The following is an 18,081-nucleotide window of genomic DNA, read 5'->3' on the forward strand; positions in this document are numbered from 1 at the left end:
CGGAGCTTCATAGCAGCTACACATTTGGTTGGCGAGGGCCGCCGACAGCAATGCTTGATGCGGCTCATTTTGCCGCGCGCGCTCCGCTCTCCCTTGACAGGTTGGTCATGCAAGCCCTTATTGCGACCATAAAAGTTTGCCGAAAGTGCATCATGACTGACACCCCGCTGCAAAAACCACAGCTTTCCATCCGGCTTTGCGCGCCGCGCGGCTTCTGCGCCGGCGTGGACAGGGCCATCCAGATCGTGGAACTCGCCCTGGAGAAATACGGCAGACCGGTCTATGTGCGCCATGAGATCGTTCACAACAAATTCGTGGTCGACGGGTTGAAGGCCAAGGGCGCCGTGTTTGTCGAGGAGCTGGAGGAGATTCCGGCGGAAGATGCGGGCAGACCGGTGATTTTTTCGGCTCACGGGGTGCCGAAGGCGGTGCCGGAGGATGCCCGCACCCGCAATATGTTCTATCTGGACGCGACCTGCCCGCTGGTTTCCAAGGTGCACAAGGAAGCGGAGATCCATTTCCGGCGCGACCGGGAAGTTCTGCTGATCGGCCACCAGGGTCACCCGGAAGTGATCGGCACGATGGGACAGCTTCCGGACGGCATCGTCAGCCTGATCGAGACCGAGGACGACGCGCGCCGCTATACGCCCCGCTCGGATCGTCCGCTCGCCTATATTACCCAGACCACCCTGTCGGTGGACGATACCGCCGGCATCGTCGCAGTGCTGCAGGAGAGATTCCCGCAGATCGTGGCCCCGCACAAGGAAGACATCTGCTACGCGACGACCAATCGCCAGGAAGCAGTCAAGCATGTCGCTCCCGGGGTTGACGCGATGATCGTTGTCGGTGCGCCAAACTCCTCCAATTCTCAGCGTCTGCGGGAAGTGGCGGAGCGTGCGGGCTGCAAAACCGCCGTGCTTATCCAGCGCGCAAGCGACATCGACTGGCAGGATTTCGAAGGGATTGGCTCGCTGGGCCTGACAGCGGGTGCATCCGCGCCCGAAACTCTGGTAGAGGAAATCATCAGCGCCTTCTCCAGCCGGTTCGACGTCACCGTTGAGACGGTGCGCACCGCCGAAGAAACGATTTCCTTTAACCTGCCACGTGAGCTGCGGGACCCGGTCCCGCCTGCTCAGGCCGCCAGCGGATGAATTAATGGCTGTCTATACTGAAGTATCCGATGAAGAACTCGACCGCTTCATCGGCGGCTACGATGTTGGCCGCCCCCTGTCCTTCAAGGGCATTGCCGAAGGCGTCGAGAACAGCAACTTTCTGCTCCACACCGACAAGGCGTCCTACATCCTGACGCTTTACGAAAAACGCGTGAATCCGGACGATCTGCCTTTCTTTCTCAATCTGCTGGAACATCTAGCGGGCAAGGGCCTGTCCTGCCCGACTCCGGTGCCTTCAAGGGATGGCAAGCTGCTCGGAACGCTGGCCGGCCGTCCCGCGGCGCTGGTTACCTTTCTGGACGGCATGTGGGTCAGGCGGCCGCGCGCCGACCATTGCGGCGAACTTGGCAAGGCCATGGCCGAGTTGCATCTGGACGGCATGGACTATGAGGGCTTCCGCAAGAATGCCCTTGATGTCAGCGGCTGGCGGCCGCTCTTCGACCAGTGCGGCGCGCGCAGCGACAGCGTCCAGCCGGGTCTCGGCGGCGAGATTTCACGCGAGCTGGATTATCTGGAAGCCAATTGGCCGTCCGATCTGCCGGCCGGTGTGATCCATGCGGATCTCTTTCCGGACAACGTGTTTTTTCTGGGCGATCAACTGTCCGGCCTGATCGATTTCTATTTCGCCTGCAACGACGCCTTTGCCTATGACATCGCCATCTGCCTGAATGCATGGTGCTTTGAGCTGGACGGGGCGTTCAACGTGACAAAGGCGCGTGCCCTGTTGAAGGGGTACACCTCCGTCCGGCCGCTCACGTCCACGGAATATGCAGCGCTGCCGACACTCTGCCGGGGAGCCGCCCTGCGGTTCCTGCTCACGCGCCTGTATGACTGGCTAAGCGTGCCCGAAGGCGCCCTGGTGACCCCGAAAGACCCGCTGGAATATCTGAAGAAGCTCAGGTTCCACCAGACCATCGACACCGCGGAGGCTTACGGGCTGGAACAATGAGCAGTACAAACCGAGTGACGATCTATACGGACGGCGCCTGTTCAGGCAATCCGGGGCCCGGTGGCTGGGGGGGCATCCTGCGCTTCGGCGAGCGCGAAAAGGAACTGTGCGGCGGCGAAGAGGAAACCACGAACAACAGGATGGAGCTGACCGCCGCCATCGAAGCCCTGAAGGCCCTCACCCGTCCCTGCGCCGTCGACCTTTATACGGACAGCACTTATGTGCGCAGCGGCATCAAAGAGTGGATCGAGGGCTGGAAAAGAAAGAACTGGCGCACGTCCCAGAACAAACCGGTCAAGAACGCCGACCTCTGGCAAGATCTTGATGCGGCTCGGGAACGTCACGATGTGACCTGGCATTGGGTCAAGGGCCATGCGGGACATCCGGACAACGAGCGTGCGGACGAACTGGCCCGGAGCGGTATGGCTCCCTACAAGGACGGCGCATAACCGCTGTTCCGGTGTGACTGGCAAAGGATTTCCCGTGAGACTGTTCCGGTGGTCCCCTCCTGCTTCACCACGCGCACCGCAGCCGGTTCCCACCGGCTCCGTGCTGATCATGGCCAATCCGACCTCCGGCGGTTACGACCCCGGGTTTCTGGAAGAGGTTCGGACGCGCCTTGAGCGGCATGGCTGCAAGGCCGAAATCAGGCTGACCCGTCATGCTGGTGAAATCGGCGAGATCTGCGCCGACCCGGAGCTGCGCGTGCGGACGCTGGCCGTTGCCGGCGGGGACGGCTCGATCAACGAGGCACTTACCGGATTTCAGTCTCATCCCAATCCGCCGCAACTGGCTGTGATTCCTTTCGGCACGGCGAATGTGCTCGCCCTGGAACTGGGCCTGCCACGCAAGGCAGGCGCCCTCGCCGACATCATCGCACGGCAGAAAATCAGACAGCTGCACTACGGCCTGGCAAACGGGCATCCCTTTGTCCTGATGGCGTCCGCCGGTTTCGACGCGGAGGTCGTCCATGCGGTTCCGCTCGCCCTGAAGCGGCGCTTCGGCAAACTGGCCTATGTGATCACTGCGATCAGAACCGGGCTCGCCCGCAAGGCAACTCCGCTGACGATCACCCTGGACGGCGACGCGATCACCGGCAAGCTCGCTGTGGCCAGCAACGCGCGGCACTATGGCGGCCCTTTCGTCATCAGCCCCGGTGGGGTGGCCGATCCGGGCCTCTATATGCTGGTGCTGGAGAAGGACGATCCGTGGTCTTCGATCCTTTACGGCATTGCGCTGTTGTTCGGACGTCTTCACAAGGCCCGCGGCGCAATCGTCAGACCGTTTTCCAGCGCCACGATCACCGCGGCAGGCCCTGTCGCAGCCCAGATCGACGGAGATCCGTTCGGGACGACGCCCCTGGAAATCCGGGCAACGGACAGGACCGTGCCTGTGCTGGTCCCCTGATCCTGACGCCATGAAGCGTGTCTACGCGGACTCGGCTTCGGCCGGCATCTTGCGCAGAATCTTGGTTGCCTCGTTCGCCGACACCGCTTCGCCGAAGAAATAGCCCTGGGCGTATTCGCAGCCGAGCTGATAGAGCTCCAGCGCATCGTTTTCGCTTTCCGCGCCCTCGGCGACAACGGACATGCCAAGGTCGTGGCCCATGGCAACGATGGTGCGCAGCAGGACTGGCCTCGCTGACGAGCCGTTCGGTTTAACAAAGGACTGGTCGATCTTGATCGTGTCGAACGGAAACCGGTGAAGATAGGACAGCGACGAGTGGCCGGTGCCGAAATCGTCCAGTGACAGACCCGCTCCCAGGCCGCGCAGGCGCTCCAGCACCTTGGCGGAGTATTCCGGGTTGGACATGACGAGGGATTCGGTCAATTCCAGCTTCAGCGTACCCGGCTCCAGGGATGTGCGCGACAGGACCGCCTTCACGTCGTTGATCAGATCCTGTTTCAGAAGCTGGCGCGACGAAAGGTTCACCGAGGCGAACAAAGGCTGATGGGTGCGGAACTCGCGCTGCCAGTACGCCAACTGCTGGGCGCCCTTGTCGAGCATATACATGCCGAGTTCGTTGATCAGCCCCGACTGTTCCGCAACGGGAATGAACTCGGACGGCGAGATCTTGCCGCGCTTGGCATGGTTCCAGCGCGCCAGCACCTCGAAGCCGGCAATCGACTGGTCCTCAAGACGGATGATCGGCTGGAAGAAGACGCCGAGCGTTTCTTTCTTGATCGCTTCCCTGAGGTCGCCCTCGAGATCGACGATGTTCTTGTCAAGCGGCCGCAGGATCGGACGGAACACTTCCTGGCGGTCGCCTCCCAGCCGCTTGGCGTGGTTGAGGGCTATTTCCGCATTGGTGAGCATGTCCTCCACACCCTGCTTGCCGCCTTCGAAAAAGGAGATGCCGACGGAACAGGTCAGGAAAATCTCACGGTCGCCGAAAGTGATCGGAGCCCGCACGGCCTTGCGCAGGGAATCGGCCAGCGCGACGATCCGGTCCGGCTCCTGTTCGGACAACAGCACCAGGCCGTATTGATCCCCGGACAGGCGGCCGAGGGTATCCTGCTGGCCGATCAGACGGCCGAGACGGCGGGCCACGGTAAGGAGGATGCTATCGCCCGCGGAAAGGCCGATGCTGTCATTGACCTGTTTGAACCGGTCCAGGTTGAGAACCAGGATGGTTGGCTTGGAGGTTTCCTCGGCGTTGGAGCGCACAACGCTGGTGTTCAATCTGTCGACGAACAGCTCGCGGTTCGGCAGGCCGGTCAGATTGTCATGCACGGCGTCATGCAAAAGCCGCTCCTCGGCGGTGCGTTCCTCGGTCACATCGAGCAGCGTGCCGACACAGCGGATCACCTCGCCATCCGACCCGATGATCGGACGGGCGCGCAGACGGAACCAGCGGAAATGGCCGTCTTCGGATCTCAGGCGGAATGTCTGCGTGACCCTGCCGCGCCGTTGATCTATCACGGCGTCGAGCGTCGCGCGGAACCTGTCACGGTCCTGCGGGTGCAGAACTTCCAGCCAGTCGCGCGCCGGCCCTTCAAGGGTGCCGTGCCTGAGATTGAGCAGGTCCTCGACCTCATTGCCCGTATAGATACGATCCCGGTCGATATCCCAGTCCCAGATGATGTCGCCGGCACCGGTAAGCGCAAGGGCCTTTCGCTCCACGTCGGAAATCAGCCCCTGTGCAATCGCGCCACCCGCAAATGCGTGCTGCATGACGGTGAAGCCGATCAGAAGGACGATGAGCACGAGACCGCCGCCAAGGGCAGGCTGGACAATGTCGTTGGACAGATACCCGGTTATGGTCATTGCCGCGCCGATCAGCCAGGCGATCAGCAGGCACCAGGTCGGGATCAGCAGGATCGCACGATCGTAGCGCTGGAAGGCCAGGATGGCGATGGTCACGAACCCGAGGATACCGATCACACCGAGGGCGAGCCGCGCGATGCCGGAAGCAATCGACGGATCCCAGACCGCGACGCCGAGAAGACCCAGAATGAGGATCAGCGTGGTGAGCGCCAGATGGGAATAGTGGATGTTCCAGCGATTCAAGTTGAGATAGGCGTAGAGGAAAATGATCAGGCTGGCCGCCAGCATCACTTCCGCACAGGCCCGCGCGAGCTGACTGCCGCCGCCGCCCTGCAGATTGAACACCATGCCCCAGAAGCCGAAGTCGATGCAAAGATACGCAAGGACGGACCAGGCCAGCGCCGCCGTTGCCGGGAACATGACCGTGCCCTTGACCACGAACAGGATCGTCAGGAACAGCGCCAGGAGACCGGAAATACCAAGGATAATACCGCGGTAAAGCGTATAGGCGTTGATGGTCTCCTCGTAGACATCCGGTTCCCAGAGCCGGATTTCCGGCAAGTTCGGTGTCGTCATTTCGGCAACGAACGTGACGATGGAGCCGGGGTCGAGGGTGACCAGGAAAACATCCGCCTCGAGGCTCTTCTGCCGCTCGGGAGCAATGCCCTGGCTCGGTGTGATCGCCGCGATGCGCGAAGACCCCAGGTCCGGCCAGAAGAGCCTGGACCCTACGAGCTTGTAATTCGGTGCGACGATCAGCCGGTCGATCTGTTCGTCACTGGTATTGGCCAGCGCGAAGACGGCCCAGTTCGTGTTGGTGCCGTCGCGCGAGGGCACCTCGATACGGCGGACGATACCGTCTGCGCCCGGCGCGGTCGATACTTGCAGGCGGTTCCCCGCATCACGGTGCATCTCGACGGAATTGGTGATGTCCAGCGCTTCGATATCTATCGGCACGGGGATCGGTTCGATCGCCTGCGCGGGGGCCGCCGCGAACACTGCCGCCAGCACGAGAACCGCCATAACGACAATGCTTTTGAACACGCTGCTGATTGAACCCGGTGACGAAATCGACATGGGGCGAAGAACTACCGGGTTGTGGCGCATGTCACAAGAATTCTTTCAAGATACCCTCAACACTTGGAGCCACTTTTCCGGGACGCGATGCATGATCTTCCGCCAGACAGGAAAACAGCAGATGATCCTGCCAGCTCCCGTTGATCAACAGATAGTTGCGTGCGTAACCTTCCCGGTGGAACCCGGCGTTTTCAAGCAACCGGATGGACGGAGTGTTGGACGGCAGACAAGCTGCCTCAATTCGGTGCAAGCCCAAAACGTCGAAACAAAACGGCAAGATCATGGCGACAGCCGCCGACATATGTCCTTTTCCCGCGTGTCTTTGCCCCATCCAATAGCCAAGGGTTGTCGTCTGACTGACCCCGCGCCGGATATTGCTCAGCGTCAGCCCCCCGAGAATGTCATTGCTTCTTGTGCGGAAAAGCAGAAAGGACAGGCTGCGGCCTTCCTTGCGGTCCCTGGCATAGCGGCGCAGGCGGCGGCGAAAACCGGTCTTGGTCAGGTCATCGGAGGGCCAGAGCGGCTCCCAGGGTTTGAGAAAGCTGCGGCTCTCCGAGCGCAGCTCGACCCAGTTTCTGAAATCGGACATGATCGGCGGGCGCAGGCAGTAGCCGCCAGCCTCGATCAGCAAATCAGCGTCTGTTGAAGATCCCGGCCGTAGCAGCGACATGCCCCGCTCTCCGCGTCCTACATTGAAGCTGCCCGAAGAACCGGGTCCTGCTGCAACCTTTCCGCCAGTTCGGCCGCAGTCATGACCCCGTCCACCGGGCCGATAGCTGTCAGAGTGGGCGTTGCTCCGACAAAGGTTTCGTGCGCCACCCGGCGAATATCGGCCGCCGTGACGGCATCGATCTTGCTGGAAATCTCTTCCGGGCCGAGCACGCGGCCATGGACCAGGATCTGCCGCGCGATCTGACCGGCGCGCGCCGCCGGGCTTTCCAGAGCCATCATCAGCCCGGCGCGTATCTGGGCGCGCGAGCGGGCGACTTCCTCTTCGGAAATGGTCCGGGTGGCGGAAAGCAGTTCATCGGTGATCATCGGCATGAGCGCGCCGAGATCATCGTGACTGGTCGCTGCATGCAGACCGAAAAGCCCCGTATCGGAAAACGCCCAGTGGAAACTGTAGATGGCGTAGCAAAGACCGTGTTTCTCGCGAATTTCCTGAAACAGTCGAGACGACATTCCTCCCCCCAGAACGGAGGCAAGAATCTGGATCGCATAATAGTCTTTCGACTTGTAGGGGCGGCCCTCGAAACCGATCAGTACCTGTGCTTCCATCAGGTCCTTGTTGCGCAGGGTCTCGCCGCCACGATAACGGGCTTCGGATTCCTTGGCGGCAGGCTCGCTGTTGAATCCTCCGAATTTTTCCCGTGCCAGCGCCACGAACGCCTCGTGATCGACCGCACCGGCCGCTGCCAGAACCATGTCAGGCGCCCGGTAGCGGTCGGCCAGATAGGCGTTGAGCGCGTCGCGGTTGAAGCCCTTGACCGTTTCCGGTGTTCCCAGGATCGGCCGGCCGATTGCCTGGTCCGGCCAGGCGGCTTCCTGAAAAAGATCGAAGGCCTGATCGTCCGGGGAGTCGTTTGCCGCGCCGATTTCCTGAAGGATCACATGCTGCTCGCGTGCCAGTTCCTGCGCATCGAACGTGGAGTTCTGCAGGATATCCGCAAGGATATCGACCGCCAGAGGCATGTCTTCCGCAAGGATGCGGGCGTAGTAGTTGGTGTGTTCGATGCTGGTCGAGGCGTTCAACTCGCCGCCCACCGCCTCGATTTCCTCCGCGATTCCACGAGCCGTTCTCGTCTTCGTTCCCTTGAACGCCATGTGTTCAAGCAGATGGGTGATGCCGTTCTGGTCGACGGTTTCCACCCGGGACCCCGTGCGGACCCATACCCCCAGCGCCGCAGTCTTCAGATGCGGCATCTGATCGGTCACGACCGTCAGTCCATTGTCGAGAACAGTAGTTTTTACATTCATATAGCTACACCCCGGCGGTGACGGCCCGGGCGTGATCTTCGATAAATCGTTCCACCACACCCTGATCTGCTGCCAATACCTGCTGGCGCTCCTCCGCAATCATCATGTCTTTCAGATTTTCAGGCAATTCCGGCCGTATACCGGAGGCTTTTTCGACAGCATCCGGGAATTTGGCCGGATGCGCCGTACCCAGAACCACCATCGGAACCGAGCCGTCATCATGGTCTTTGGCAACATGCACACCGATGGCGGTGTGCGGATCAAGAAGATAGCCCGCCTCTTTCCAGGTCTGCGCTATTGTAGCGGCCGTCTCATGCTCGTTGCAGCGCCCCGCCGCGAAGACCGAGCGCATGGCCTCAAGCGGCGCTTTCTCGATGCTGAAACTGCCGGACTGAGCCAGTTGGTCCATCATCCTGCGAACCGCATCGCCTTCCCGCCCGCAGACCTCCGCCAGAAGCCGTTCGAAATTCGAGGACACCTGGATGTCCATGGATGGCGATATCGTCGGCGTCACGCCGCGTTTCTCATAACGGCCGGTGTCCAGCGTCCGCGCCAGAATGTCGTTCACGTTGGTCGCGACGACGAGCTTTTCGACCGGAAGTCCCATTTTCCTTGCAGCGTAGCCGGCAAAGATATCGCCGAAATTGCCAGTCGGCACCGTGAAGGAGACCTTGCGGTGCGGAGCGCCGAGCGCCACGGCAGCGACGAAATAATAGACGATCTGCGCCAGAATACGCGCCCAGTTGATTGAATTGACGCCGGACAGCGCCACCCGGTCGCGGAAGGCGAAATGATTGAACATGCCTTTGACGATCGCCTGGCAATCGTCAAAGTTTCCGGCGAGCGCCAGAGCGTGAACATTGTCCTCGGATGCCGTCGTCATCTGCCTGCGCTGGACATTCGAAACGCGCCCGTCGGGAAACAGAATGAAGATGTCGGTGCGCTCACGGCCACGGAACGCCTCGATCGCCGCACCGCCGGTATCGCCTGAAGTGGCACCGACAATGGTTGCGCGCAGCCCGCGCTGCGTCAGCACATAATCCATCATCCGGCCGAGAAGCTGCATCGCCACGTCCTTGAAGGCGAGCGTCGGTCCATGGAAGAGTTCGAGAAGGAAGGTGTTCGATCCACTTTGAACCAGCGGAGTGACCGCCGGATGCCGGAAGCCCGCATAAGCGTCGGCGATCATGGCCTTGAGATCGTTTTCCGGAATTTCATCACCGATGAACGGGCTGATTACCGCGTAGGCAACCTCCTGATAGGATTTTCCCGCGAAGGAGGCGATGGTGTCGGCGTCGAATTGCGGCCAGGTTTCGGGAAGATAAAGTCCGCCGTCGCGCGCGAGTCCCTGAAGCAGGACATCGGAAAATTCCAGGATTGGTGCCTCACCGCGCGTACTGCTGTATTTCACCGCGTCACTTCCCTTTGGTATTGACCTTTTTGCAGGGCCCGCCCTGCATGACCTTCAATCCAGGCTCACAGCCTACGTGAAACCTGCCGGATTTGAAATAAATCATGCCATCGATGCGACTTACGCGCCATAACATTCAAGCGCAAGTCGCTTTTGGTTAAAAGGATGACTGTGGTTCGACAAGGCGGACAGGCGTTGTCTTGCGGCTGCACAAGTTCAGGCGTGACCGGCGTCGGAAAAGAGCATCGCCGGATCGATGCCCAGGCTTGCCAGCGCGCGATGCCATTTGGATTCGGAATCGGGATCGAAGAGGATGTCCGGATCGGCAGGTGCCGTCAGCCAGCCGTTGGACACAATCTCGTTTTCCAGCTGTCCGGGCGCCCAACCCGCGTAGCCCAGGGCCAGCATGGCGTTGGACGGACCTGTGCCGGTCGCCATGGCCCTGAGAATTTCAAGTGTGGCTGTCAGGCATATGCCATTGTCTATCGTCAGCGTGGACTGGTTCAAGGTGAAATCATCGCTATGAAGCACGAAGCCGCGCTCCACTTCGACCGGGCCACCCTTGTGCACGTTCATGTCGCGCACCCGTGCCGGCAGACGGATCGCGCTGTCGTCATTGACGATGTCCAGTTGCACCAGCAACTCTTCCAGGGACAGATGCCGGGCGATCTGGTTCACGACCAGTCCCATGGCTCCCTGGTCGCTATGAGAGCACAGGTAAATGACAGAATGTTCGAACCGGCTGTCCGCCATGCTCGGCATCGCAATCAGAAACTGACCTTCAAGAGTGTCTGTTGTTTCGCTTGCGGCCATGCGTACCTCGTTTGCTGTTGACGCCCTCTGCCTGCCCGCAAGCATAGCCTCTTTGGCGGGCTTTGTTAACGTCTGTTTGCCGTGCCGGGGCAATCGCCCGAACCACATCCATCCGAGCGCGGGATGCAGGGAATGCCTCACGATGCCGTCACGAGGATATGACCGGGCGGAGCACACTTGCCCATGACGCTTGCGCGAAACTCGTGTAGCACAGAGCGTATGAACCGGATTGCCTCAACACTTTTTCTTGCGCTGCTGACGCTGGCGTCCCCTTCCAGGGCGGCCATGACCGACTGGACTGAGGTCCAGGGCGGTGCCGTGCGACTGATTGCGTCAGGCGCCCTGGAAGATGGCCACTATCAGGCCGGCCTGGAATTTCTTCTGGAGCCAGGCTGGCACACCTATTGGCGCTATCCCGGTGAGGCGGGCATCCCCCCGCAGATCACCCTTTCAGACGCCGACAACCTAGAAAACCTCAAGGTCCTCTATCCTGTACCCGAACATTACGATGACGGCTTTTCGCGGTCGATCGTCTATCAAGGCGGCATTGTGCTGCCAATGCAGGCGGTTCCGGCGGACCCGCAAAAACCCGTCAGACTGTCAATCGACGTCTTTTTCGGCATCTGCAAGGATATCTGCGTGCCGGGCGACGCGTCTCTCTCGCTCGATCTGACGCCTGGGTCGGAAGCCGACACGGTCGCGGCAAAGCTCATCGCCCGGGATCTTGCCACCGTCCCCGTGGCAGACCGGGACGGTGAACTCCAGATCACCTCCGTCGCGGCGTCACAGGACCGGACCAGTCTTGTCATCAAGGCAAGAGTAGCGGGAGCGGAGGCCCCCGAATTGTTCATCGCCGGTCCCGAAGGCTCTTTCATCGGCCTGCCGGAGCTGACAGGGCACAGCGGTGGCGAGGCCCTGTGGACACTGCCGACACGCGGCCTTTCGGTCTCGGACAAAGACAACACGCTCAGGCTCGTCCTGTCCGCCGATGGCAGGGCCATCGAACATCTGCATCCGGTGGACCCCGCCTGGGTGAAATAGCGCTTCCGCGCCTCCTTCGCACGGGATACAGGTCGAGACTGACGGCGGCGGAGGTGTTTTGCCCGCGCGTCCCTCGACGCACGCGCCGGAACGTTCTATCTGTTCACCGGACTGTACCGTTTACTCAGCCGACACAGACAAGGGATGATTGTTATGACACTCAAGGTTGGAGACCGCCTTCCGGATGCCACGTTCAAGATCATGACCGCCGACGGCCCCGGCGAGATGACGACCGCCGAATTGACCTCCGGCAAGACCATCGTTCTCTTCGGCGTGCCAGGCGCGTTCACACCGACTTGCCACATGAACCACCTGCCCGGTTTCGTGGAACATGCAGAAACGCTGAAAAACAAGGGCATCGACGGGATCGCGGTGGTCTCGGTCAACGACGTCTTCGTCATGGACGCCTGGCAGAAAGCTTCCAACACCGGCAGCAACATCACCTTCCTGTCCGATACCGCCGCTGAATTCGTTGAAGCTGCCGGCCTCGGCCTCGGTCCGGCGCCGATCTTCGGTCACGTCCGCTCCCAGCGTTTTGCGCTGATCGCGAAAGACGGCGTCGTCACCTTTCTGGCAATCGAGGAAAGCCCGGGCGAAGCCACCAAGACTGGCGCCGCCGCCATTCTGGAAGCGCTTGGCTGATCGACACGAGCAGATTACATGTCAATCGCGCGAAAGGGCCCATTGGGCCCTTTCGTTTATAAACTCCCCCTCGCCCCGGTCATCCTGCCGGAGCGAGGCGAAGCGTCATCGCGTTCCGGCTTCGGTCGCCTGATCGTCTTCACCCGGGTCCATGCAAAACACGGCGTCCGCCAGCCCTTCCCGGGGCGGCTCACGGCCGGCATGGGGCAGCAGGACGACGACGGAACCTACATTCAGGTCGGCAAGCTGAGCCGGTGTTCCGTGGCCGAATTCCAGATGGCCCCGCCCGATGATCCCCGCCACAAGCGGCGGCTCGGGCGTGTCTCTCAAGGCGGCGATACGGCAGGCAAAGGCCCGGTCCCAGACCTGCTGGGCCCTGACAAAACGGTCCATGGCGGGATCGTCCGGTCCTTGCGCCTTGCGGTTCGGCGGACCGCCGCCGGTCAACTCGAACAGGTATCTGCGATAGGCGGGTGTTGCCGCCAGAGCCGGCGTGACACCGTCGCGGTCTTCCTCTGCAATCGCGTCCCATCCAAGCTTTCCAACATCGGTGACAAGAGCCCGGCGGCAATTGAGGCCATGCATCGGAATGCGGAACTGCCTGCAGAAGCGGAACAGCGGCAGGTAAAGCTCCGGAGGGAACCCCCAGACCGTTCCCCATTCCGCCTCGCTCAAGAAGGCATCCTCCCGCCCGTAGTCCCCGGCCACCCAACTGGCAAGCACGGGATCGAGCCTAGCGGGAAACATCTCATAGCCCACGGCAAGATCGGGACGCAGCGCCAGCAGGCCGGCCAGCACGTGGAGCTGCCAGCGGTGTTGGGCGGCCTTGTCATGCTGCTCTCCCAGCAGGACGACCGAGGCCCCGGCCGCCTTCTTCAGCACCTCTTGGTGGGCGACAGGCTCGCCCGTTGCAGGATCGATCCAGCAACCCGGGGTCATAGGTCTGTTCCGATCGACAGGGCGCTTCGGCCACCGTCCTGCAGAATGCCACGGTGCCAGCCGTTTTCCTCTGACCATCCGGACAGGCATCCTGCGGGCAGATGAAGGTGAAAATCCTTCAGGAGAATGTTGAAGCAACCGCCCATCGGCTTCATGTCCTCGAATTTGCCTGTCCATCTCTGTGTGACTGCTTCAGTTTGGACTTGAACGGTGACATCCGGGCTGCCGACAAGTTTTTCAAGGAACGGACGGGCGGGGTCCGCCTCCAGATCCGGATCGGCATCACCCGGGCTGGGGCGTGGCCGCAAGTCGACAGCTTCCCGGTCAAACCCGGAAAGTGGATGCGCGAACGGTTCCAACCCCTCCAGACCCACGACGGAGAAAAGAACGCCGCCGTCCTGTCCAAGAAAATCCAGGCGCGGATAGTGCTTGCCGCGCATCTGCGAAGACGTGTCGTATTCCACCGAGGCAAGCTTCGAGGCATCGATGTCCATATTCTGGCACGCTCCCGAAAGACGAATGGTCTCGGCCTCCACCTCAACCGCCTCGACCTTTCCAAGCCGTTCGTGCAGCAGTCCGTCCGCCCGTACGATCACCATCACCCGGTCCATTTCAGGCAGGCACTTCAGAATGTCGGAGGGGGCGGCTTTCAGGAGATGGCGGTTGTCGGTGTCGCTCATGCAGGATGTCCTGTTTTTGGAGAATGGTCGGTGCGGGTTTCGGACGTCCGGTCCCACGGGTCGGACACCCGGGATCCGTGCCCAAGGGAAAGAACCTTGAAAGTGCCGAGTGCATCCGGCGGACGATGGGCCGCGCATATGACGATCGCCTTGGGGCACTCCCTGCGCAGCAGGCTCAGCACCTCTGTCTCGCTGCTGCCGTCAAGGGCGCTGGTCGCTTCGTCCAGAATGAGAATATCCGGACGTGCGAACAGGATCCGCGCCAGAGCGAGCCGCTGCCGCTCGCCGATGGACAGCCCCGCGAAGCTCTCTTCACTCGGCTTCTTGAGCGCCTCCAACCGGTGCGCGAGTCCGACTTTCACAAAGACTTGCTCGATCAGGGCAAGGTCGAAGTCCTCCGGGGCGTCCGGGTAGGTCAGCGACTGGGCGAGTCCTCCCGGGAACACACGAGGGACCTGCGGCAGGGCGAGAAGCTTTCCTTCAGGAACCTGAATTTCACCTTTGCCGTAAGGCCAGACACCGGACAAGGCGGTCAGCAGCGTGCTCTTGCCTATACCGGACCGACCCTTCACCCAGACTGTCTCGCCCGGTTTCATGTCCAGATCCGGAACAGGGTCGAGGGGATCGCCTTGCGGCGTGGTGAGCGTCAGGCCCGAAACACGCAGGCGCGCGTCGTCGGAGGCGGTCCGTTTGATGGCACGGGGGGCTTGCGGCGCCGGGAACGGATCGCGGGTCGCCTTCAGCAGCAGATCCAGCCGCTCGGCGACGGCAGCGAACTCCGCCAGATCGCGATAGGAGAATATGAACCAGCTCAGTGTCGTGGAGACCCGGGAGAAGGCTCCGGCGAGCTGCATCAGCCCCCCTAGCGTCAGGTTGCCCGCGAAGAAGGCCGGCAGGGCCAGGAAGGTCGGAATACGCAAGACGGTCTGCATGTAGGGGCGGACGAACAGGCCGAGCAGCAGCTCCGCATTGATCAGGCGGAACCAGTTGCCGCGGATCGCGCCGAAGCGTGCCTCGAGCCGACGGCGCTCGGCCTTCTCACCCGAGGCCTGAGCGATCTCGTCAGCGCCTTCGCGCACCTGTATCAACGCATGCCTGAAATTTGCTTCCCAGCGTTCCTGCGCGAACACCAGTCCCTTGATCGGCCTGCCCAGCCTGTCGGTTATGACGATCGACAGAGCAACGTAAACGAACGCGGCCCAGACCATGTAGCGGTGAATGACGATGTCCTGCCCCAGAAGGCTGAACTCCAGAGGAAAGGAGGACAGGGACCACAACACGGCCACATAGGAGGCCAGCGCGACAATGTTGGAAGTGAGGTCAAGCGTTTCAATGAGCAATCGGTTGACGAACTGACGGCAGTCTTCCGCAATTCTCTGATCCGGATTGTCCACGGGACGGCTGGTGAAACCGGGCCGCAAATGCCAGTAGCTCTTGTTGGCCAGCCAGGCGTTCTGGACATTCTCGGTCAGCCGCTGGCGCAGGAACAGGAACAGGCGCTTGCGCAGCCAGTCACCTGCAAGATGAAAGCCGGCGGATGCGCCGATGAGTACCGCGAAGTTCCCTATCTCGACCAACGCCAGAGACGCATCCCGGTTTTCCAGAGCATCGAAGAAGCTCTTGCTCCAGGCAATCAACTTTACGGAAACCCAGACTTCCGCGAACTGAAATCCGAGGACGACGGCGTAAAGCAGAATGGCGTACCAGGATCCGGGCCCCGACACGGCTATCCGTGTCAGGGTGTAGATCCGTTTCAGGATCGTGTGCATCCGGTCAGAACTTGATGTTCAGCGATGCGGTGAACGTCCGGCCGGGGCCGGTCTGGAGTTCCAGCGGGTTCTGCCGGGCAACCGACACTGAGGGAGACAGCGTCCTGTCCGCCGCCCCTGCCTCGAAATAGCGGCTGTCGAAGACGTTCCTGACGCCGACATCCAGGCTGGCGAGTTTGGCGAACTGCCAGCTTCCGAAAACATCAAGCAAGGCATAGCCACCCGGCTTGAAACCATCGTCCCTGCCGGACACTTCCGTCACCGGCGCGGCAAGCGTCGTGACTGCGGAGAAACTGAGATTGTAGTCCGGAATCAGGTAGTCCAGACCGAGAACCGCTGTCAGAGGCGGCAATGTGTGCGCGACGGTGTCAGCATCTTCATTTGCTTTCTGAACACCGCGTTGCCAGGCGAGACTGCCGTTCAGTCTCAGGTTGTCGTTGAACTGGTAGGCCCCTTCGACCTCGATACCCCAGACCTCGACGGAGGACAGGTTTCGATAGGTGTAGTCGTTCGTGCCCGGAACATTGTAGAAGCTCTGAATGAAGTCGGTGTAGTCGGCATAGAAGCCTGTCACCGCGACGTGCCCGTTGTCGATCCGCGCACGGATCCCCGCTTCGTAGCTTTTGACTTCCTCCGGTTTCAGGTCGGGAGCCGGTATCAGATCGAAGAAGGCGCTGGGGAGCGATGTATAGAGCTGCTGCGCCGTCGGCATCTTGAAGCCTTCGCCGTATTTGCCCCAGACGGACCAGGTGTTGTTGACGTGGTAGAGCGCAGACAGGCTCTTGACCAGCGCAACATCTTCACGGGTCTTCGGTTCGAAGCCGTCGACGAGCTGGTAGTCATCGTTGGGTCGCGGCTTGATGCGGTAGCTTGCAAGGCGGACACCGGGCGTGATTTCAAGGTTGTTGTCGAACAGGCCGATCGTGTCCTGAATATAGAAGTCGGCGCGAGTGGTGTCGGAGTTCGCGAAATTGAACCCTCCCGCCCGCTCTTCGGTGGTCGTTCCGGTCAACAGATCCGTCGTGCGATCGACGCGCGTATAGTCGACCGTGGTGTAATCCCCGTCGAAGCCGAAGATCACGTCGTGGCTGAAGCTCCCCGTGTCGAAGGCCTTGGATGCCTGGATGTCCAGTTCGAAGAAATTTTCCTTGTAGGTCAATTTGTCTTCAGTGAGATACGGAGTGCCGGTGGAAGTGACCCCCCATTCGCTTCCCGTTCGGTCGTAGTTGTTCGGGGCATAGGCGACGACCGTCTTCAGTTCATCCAGAAGACCGGTTTCCGGGCTCCAGAGATGCTCCACTGCGAACCGGCCGCGGTCGAGATCGAGGTCCCGGTCGTATCTGTGAATGTCGGCGCTCAGGTTCTGGGTATAGTCGACGCCGGTGAGACGCTTCGTGATATCGGCGGAAGCTTCCAGTCTGTGCTCTGTCGTCGGCTCCCAGACGACTTTCGCCAAGGCGCGATAGGCTTGTGTCGTCGTGTCATCGAATTTGTTGCACTCAAGCTGGCCTGCGGAGAAGTCCCTGGGGCAGCCGTAGACCCCGCCATCGGCGCGCGCATTGCTGAGCTCGGGCTCTTCATTGTAGCCGCGCGACAGCGCGATCATCGCCGACAGCTGATCGGAAAAGCGGTAAGCGACGGCCCCTGAGGCCGTGGCCGCACTCGTGAAGCTGTCGTAGCCGACACTCCCCTGACCGCCATAGCTCCGGCCCAGAAGCAGGTCCTCCGGATCCAGTGTCTCCAGTGCGACCACCCCGCCCAGGGCGTCCGCTCCCCACAGGACAGATGCCGGGCCGCGGACGACCTCGACCTGCTTGACGAAATTGAAGTCCAGGTAGTCGCGTGTCCCGTCCGTGATCCGCTCCGGTATCCGCGACCCGTCCGACAGGATCATAACGCGGTTGCCGCCGACACCGCGTATGTTGAACCCGCCGAAGGTGTTGAAAGGATCGGTGGCCGTTGTTTGCCTTCCCACAGTCACGCCGGGGATATAGCGCGTGAGTTCCTGCATATCGGAGATGCCGTATTTTTCGATCTCCGCACCGTCAACAACCGTCACGCTGGCCGGAATATCGAGGGTCGAGATGCTCTTGCGGCCGGCAACAAGCGTAATCGTGTCGAGAAGCGTTCCCTGCGCCACCTCATCGGATGCGGTTTCAGCATCCGTTGCAACCCGGCGTTCGGCCGTTTCACTTTCAGAGGCAGGACTATCGTTTGTCTGCTGAGCTTGCGTTTCAGAAACAAGACACAACAAGGCGGAGCCGGCGATGGTCGCCAGCTTGAGGCTTTTCAGCCCCGTATTGTAAGGCATGGGTGAACTCCGTCGTTAGCTCGAAAGGTCTTT

15 protein-coding genes are annotated in these 18,081 nt (G+C 61.1%); 6 read left to right on the top strand and 9 right to left on the bottom strand.

Annotation, left to right across the window (positions count from 1 at the left end; translation table 11 throughout):
* Positions 1 to 152 precede the first annotated feature (152 nt).
* Genes ispH through OA90_RS03700 form a run of 4 tightly spaced genes read left to right on the top strand, consistent with a single transcriptional unit; the run spans position 153 to position 3,528 of the window.
* The gene (gene ispH, locus OA90_RS03685; protein ID WP_082836835.1) at positions 153 to 1,151 is read left to right on the top strand and encodes a 4-hydroxy-3-methylbut-2-enyl diphosphate reductase; all 999 of its coding nucleotides are present in this window, start codon (positions 153 to 155) and stop codon (positions 1,149 to 1,151) included.
* Between the two features lie 4 nt (positions 1,152 to 1,155).
* Complete coding sequence (gene thrB / locus OA90_RS03690; protein ID WP_068407307.1) at positions 1,156 to 2,121, top strand: homoserine kinase; 966 nt, start codon at positions 1,156 to 1,158, stop codon at positions 2,119 to 2,121.
* Positions 2,118 to 2,570 (top strand): ribonuclease HI, encoded by a 453-nt coding sequence (gene rnhA, locus OA90_RS03695; protein WP_068407310.1) that lies wholly within the window; start codon positions 2,118 to 2,120, stop codon positions 2,568 to 2,570. Before thrB ends, rnhA begins: the two co-directional genes overlap by 4 nt.
* Before the next feature lie 34 nt (positions 2,571 to 2,604).
* A complete protein-coding gene (locus OA90_RS03700; protein WP_068407313.1) occupies positions 2,605 to 3,528 on the top strand; it encodes a diacylglycerol kinase family protein in 924 nt (307 codons plus the stop codon).
* A gap of 21 nt (positions 3,529 to 3,549) precedes the next feature.
* On the opposite strand, the gene OA90_RS03705 is transcribed toward OA90_RS03700, so the two are convergent.
* From OA90_RS03705 to OA90_RS03725, 5 genes are all read right to left on the bottom strand, one after another.
* Positions 3,550 to 6,411: an EAL domain-containing protein gene (locus OA90_RS03705; protein WP_208985955.1), complete on the bottom strand. Its 2,862-nt coding sequence runs from the start codon at positions 6,409 to 6,411 to the stop codon at positions 3,550 to 3,552.
* A gap of 85 nt (positions 6,412 to 6,496) precedes the next feature.
* On the bottom strand, positions 6,497 to 7,135 hold the full coding sequence (locus OA90_RS03710) for a GNAT family protein (protein WP_082836819.1): 639 nt from the start codon (positions 7,133 to 7,135) through the stop codon (positions 6,497 to 6,499).
* Positions 7,136 to 7,152: 17 nt separating this feature from the next.
* On the bottom strand, positions 7,153 to 8,442 hold the full coding sequence (locus OA90_RS03715; RefSeq protein WP_068407317.1) for a pitrilysin family protein: 1,290 nt from the start codon (positions 8,440 to 8,442) through the stop codon (positions 7,153 to 7,155).
* A 4-nt stretch (positions 8,443 to 8,446) separates the two neighbouring features.
* On the bottom strand, positions 8,447 to 9,853 hold the full coding sequence (gene thrC, locus OA90_RS03720) for a threonine synthase (RefSeq protein ID WP_068407320.1): 1,407 nt from the start codon (positions 9,851 to 9,853) through the stop codon (positions 8,447 to 8,449).
* A 216-nt stretch (positions 9,854 to 10,069) separates the two neighbouring features.
* Complete coding sequence (locus OA90_RS03725; protein WP_156510370.1) at positions 10,070 to 10,666, bottom strand: YqgE/AlgH family protein; 597 nt, start codon at positions 10,664 to 10,666, stop codon at positions 10,070 to 10,072.
* 219 nt (positions 10,667 to 10,885) lie between these two features.
* On the opposite strand from OA90_RS03725, the gene OA90_RS03730 reads away from it, so the two are divergent.
* Entirely contained in the window at positions 10,886 to 11,707 is an 822-nt protein-coding gene (locus OA90_RS03730) for a protein-disulfide reductase DsbD domain-containing protein (RefSeq protein ID WP_068407326.1), read from the top strand.
* 153 nt (positions 11,708 to 11,860) lie between these two features.
* Positions 11,861 to 12,349, top strand: a complete 489-nt coding sequence (locus OA90_RS03735; RefSeq protein ID WP_068407329.1) for a peroxiredoxin — start codon at positions 11,861 to 11,863, stop codon at positions 12,347 to 12,349.
* A gap of 105 nt (positions 12,350 to 12,454) precedes the next feature.
* Here the strand turns inward: OA90_RS03735 and OA90_RS03740 are convergent, their stop codons facing one another.
* Genes OA90_RS03740 through OA90_RS03755 form a run of 4 tightly spaced genes read right to left on the bottom strand, consistent with a single transcriptional unit; the run spans position 12,455 to position 18,048 of the window.
* A complete protein-coding gene (locus OA90_RS03740) occupies positions 12,455 to 13,288 on the bottom strand; it encodes a ChaN family lipoprotein (RefSeq protein WP_068407332.1) in 834 nt (277 codons plus the stop codon).
* The gene (locus tag OA90_RS03745; RefSeq protein ID WP_068407335.1) at positions 13,285 to 13,968 is read right to left on the bottom strand and encodes a hypothetical protein; all 684 of its coding nucleotides are present in this window, start codon (positions 13,966 to 13,968) and stop codon (positions 13,285 to 13,287) included. The genes OA90_RS03740 and OA90_RS03745 overlap by 4 nt, the downstream gene beginning before the upstream one ends.
* Positions 13,965 to 15,737 carry an SbmA/BacA-like family transporter gene (locus tag OA90_RS03750; RefSeq protein ID WP_068407338.1) on the bottom strand — a complete coding sequence of 591 codons (1,773 nt, stop codon included), beginning with the start codon at positions 15,735 to 15,737 and terminating at the stop codon, positions 13,965 to 13,967. Before OA90_RS03750 ends, OA90_RS03745 begins: the two co-directional genes overlap by 4 nt.
* Before the next feature lie 4 nt (positions 15,738 to 15,741).
* Positions 15,742 to 18,048: a TonB-dependent hemoglobin/transferrin/lactoferrin family receptor gene (locus OA90_RS03755; RefSeq protein ID WP_068407341.1), complete on the bottom strand. Its 2,307-nt coding sequence runs from the start codon at positions 18,046 to 18,048 to the stop codon at positions 15,742 to 15,744.
* Positions 18,049 to 18,081 lie beyond the last annotated feature (33 nt).

The sequence above is a fragment of the Labrenzia sp. OB1 genome (assembly GCF_001624695.1).
Taxonomy (GTDB): domain Bacteria; phylum Pseudomonadota; class Alphaproteobacteria; order Rhizobiales; family Stappiaceae; genus Roseibium.

Excerpts from the sequence above, each read along its gene's own strand:
- ispH (WP_082836835.1), top strand. The coding sequence starts at position 153 with ATGACTGACACCCCGCTGCAAAAACCACAGCTTTCCATCCGGCTTTGC.
- thrB (WP_068407307.1), top strand. The coding sequence starts at position 1,156 with ATGGCTGTCTATACTGAAGTATCCGATGAAGAACTCGACCGCTTCATC.
- rnhA (WP_068407310.1), top strand. The coding sequence starts at position 2,118 with ATGAGCAGTACAAACCGAGTGACGATCTATACGGACGGCGCCTGTTCA.
- OA90_RS03705 (WP_208985955.1), bottom strand. The coding sequence starts at position 6,411 with ATGGCGGTTCTCGTGCTGGCGGCAGTGTTCGCGGCGGCCCCCGCGCAG.
- OA90_RS03710 (WP_082836819.1), bottom strand. The coding sequence starts at position 7,135 with ATGTCGCTGCTACGGCCGGGATCTTCAACAGACGCTGATTTGCTGATC.
- OA90_RS03715 (WP_068407317.1), bottom strand. The coding sequence starts at position 8,442 with ATGAATGTAAAAACTACTGTTCTCGACAATGGACTGACGGTCGTGACC.
- OA90_RS03725 (WP_156510370.1), bottom strand. The coding sequence starts at position 10,666 with ATGGCCGCAAGCGAAACAACAGACACTCTTGAAGGTCAGTTTCTGATT.
- OA90_RS03730 (WP_068407326.1), top strand. The coding sequence starts at position 10,886 with ATGAACCGGATTGCCTCAACACTTTTTCTTGCGCTGCTGACGCTGGCG.
- OA90_RS03735 (WP_068407329.1), top strand. The coding sequence starts at position 11,861 with ATGACACTCAAGGTTGGAGACCGCCTTCCGGATGCCACGTTCAAGATC.
- OA90_RS03740 (WP_068407332.1), bottom strand. The coding sequence starts at position 13,288 with ATGACCCCGGGTTGCTGGATCGATCCTGCAACGGGCGAGCCTGTCGCC.
- OA90_RS03745 (WP_068407335.1), bottom strand. The coding sequence starts at position 13,968 with ATGAGCGACACCGACAACCGCCATCTCCTGAAAGCCGCCCCCTCCGAC.
- OA90_RS03750 (WP_068407338.1), bottom strand. The coding sequence starts at position 15,737 with ATGCACACGATCCTGAAACGGATCTACACCCTGACACGGATAGCCGTG.
- OA90_RS03755 (WP_068407341.1), bottom strand. The coding sequence starts at position 18,048 with ATGCCTTACAATACGGGGCTGAAAAGCCTCAAGCTGGCGACCATCGCC.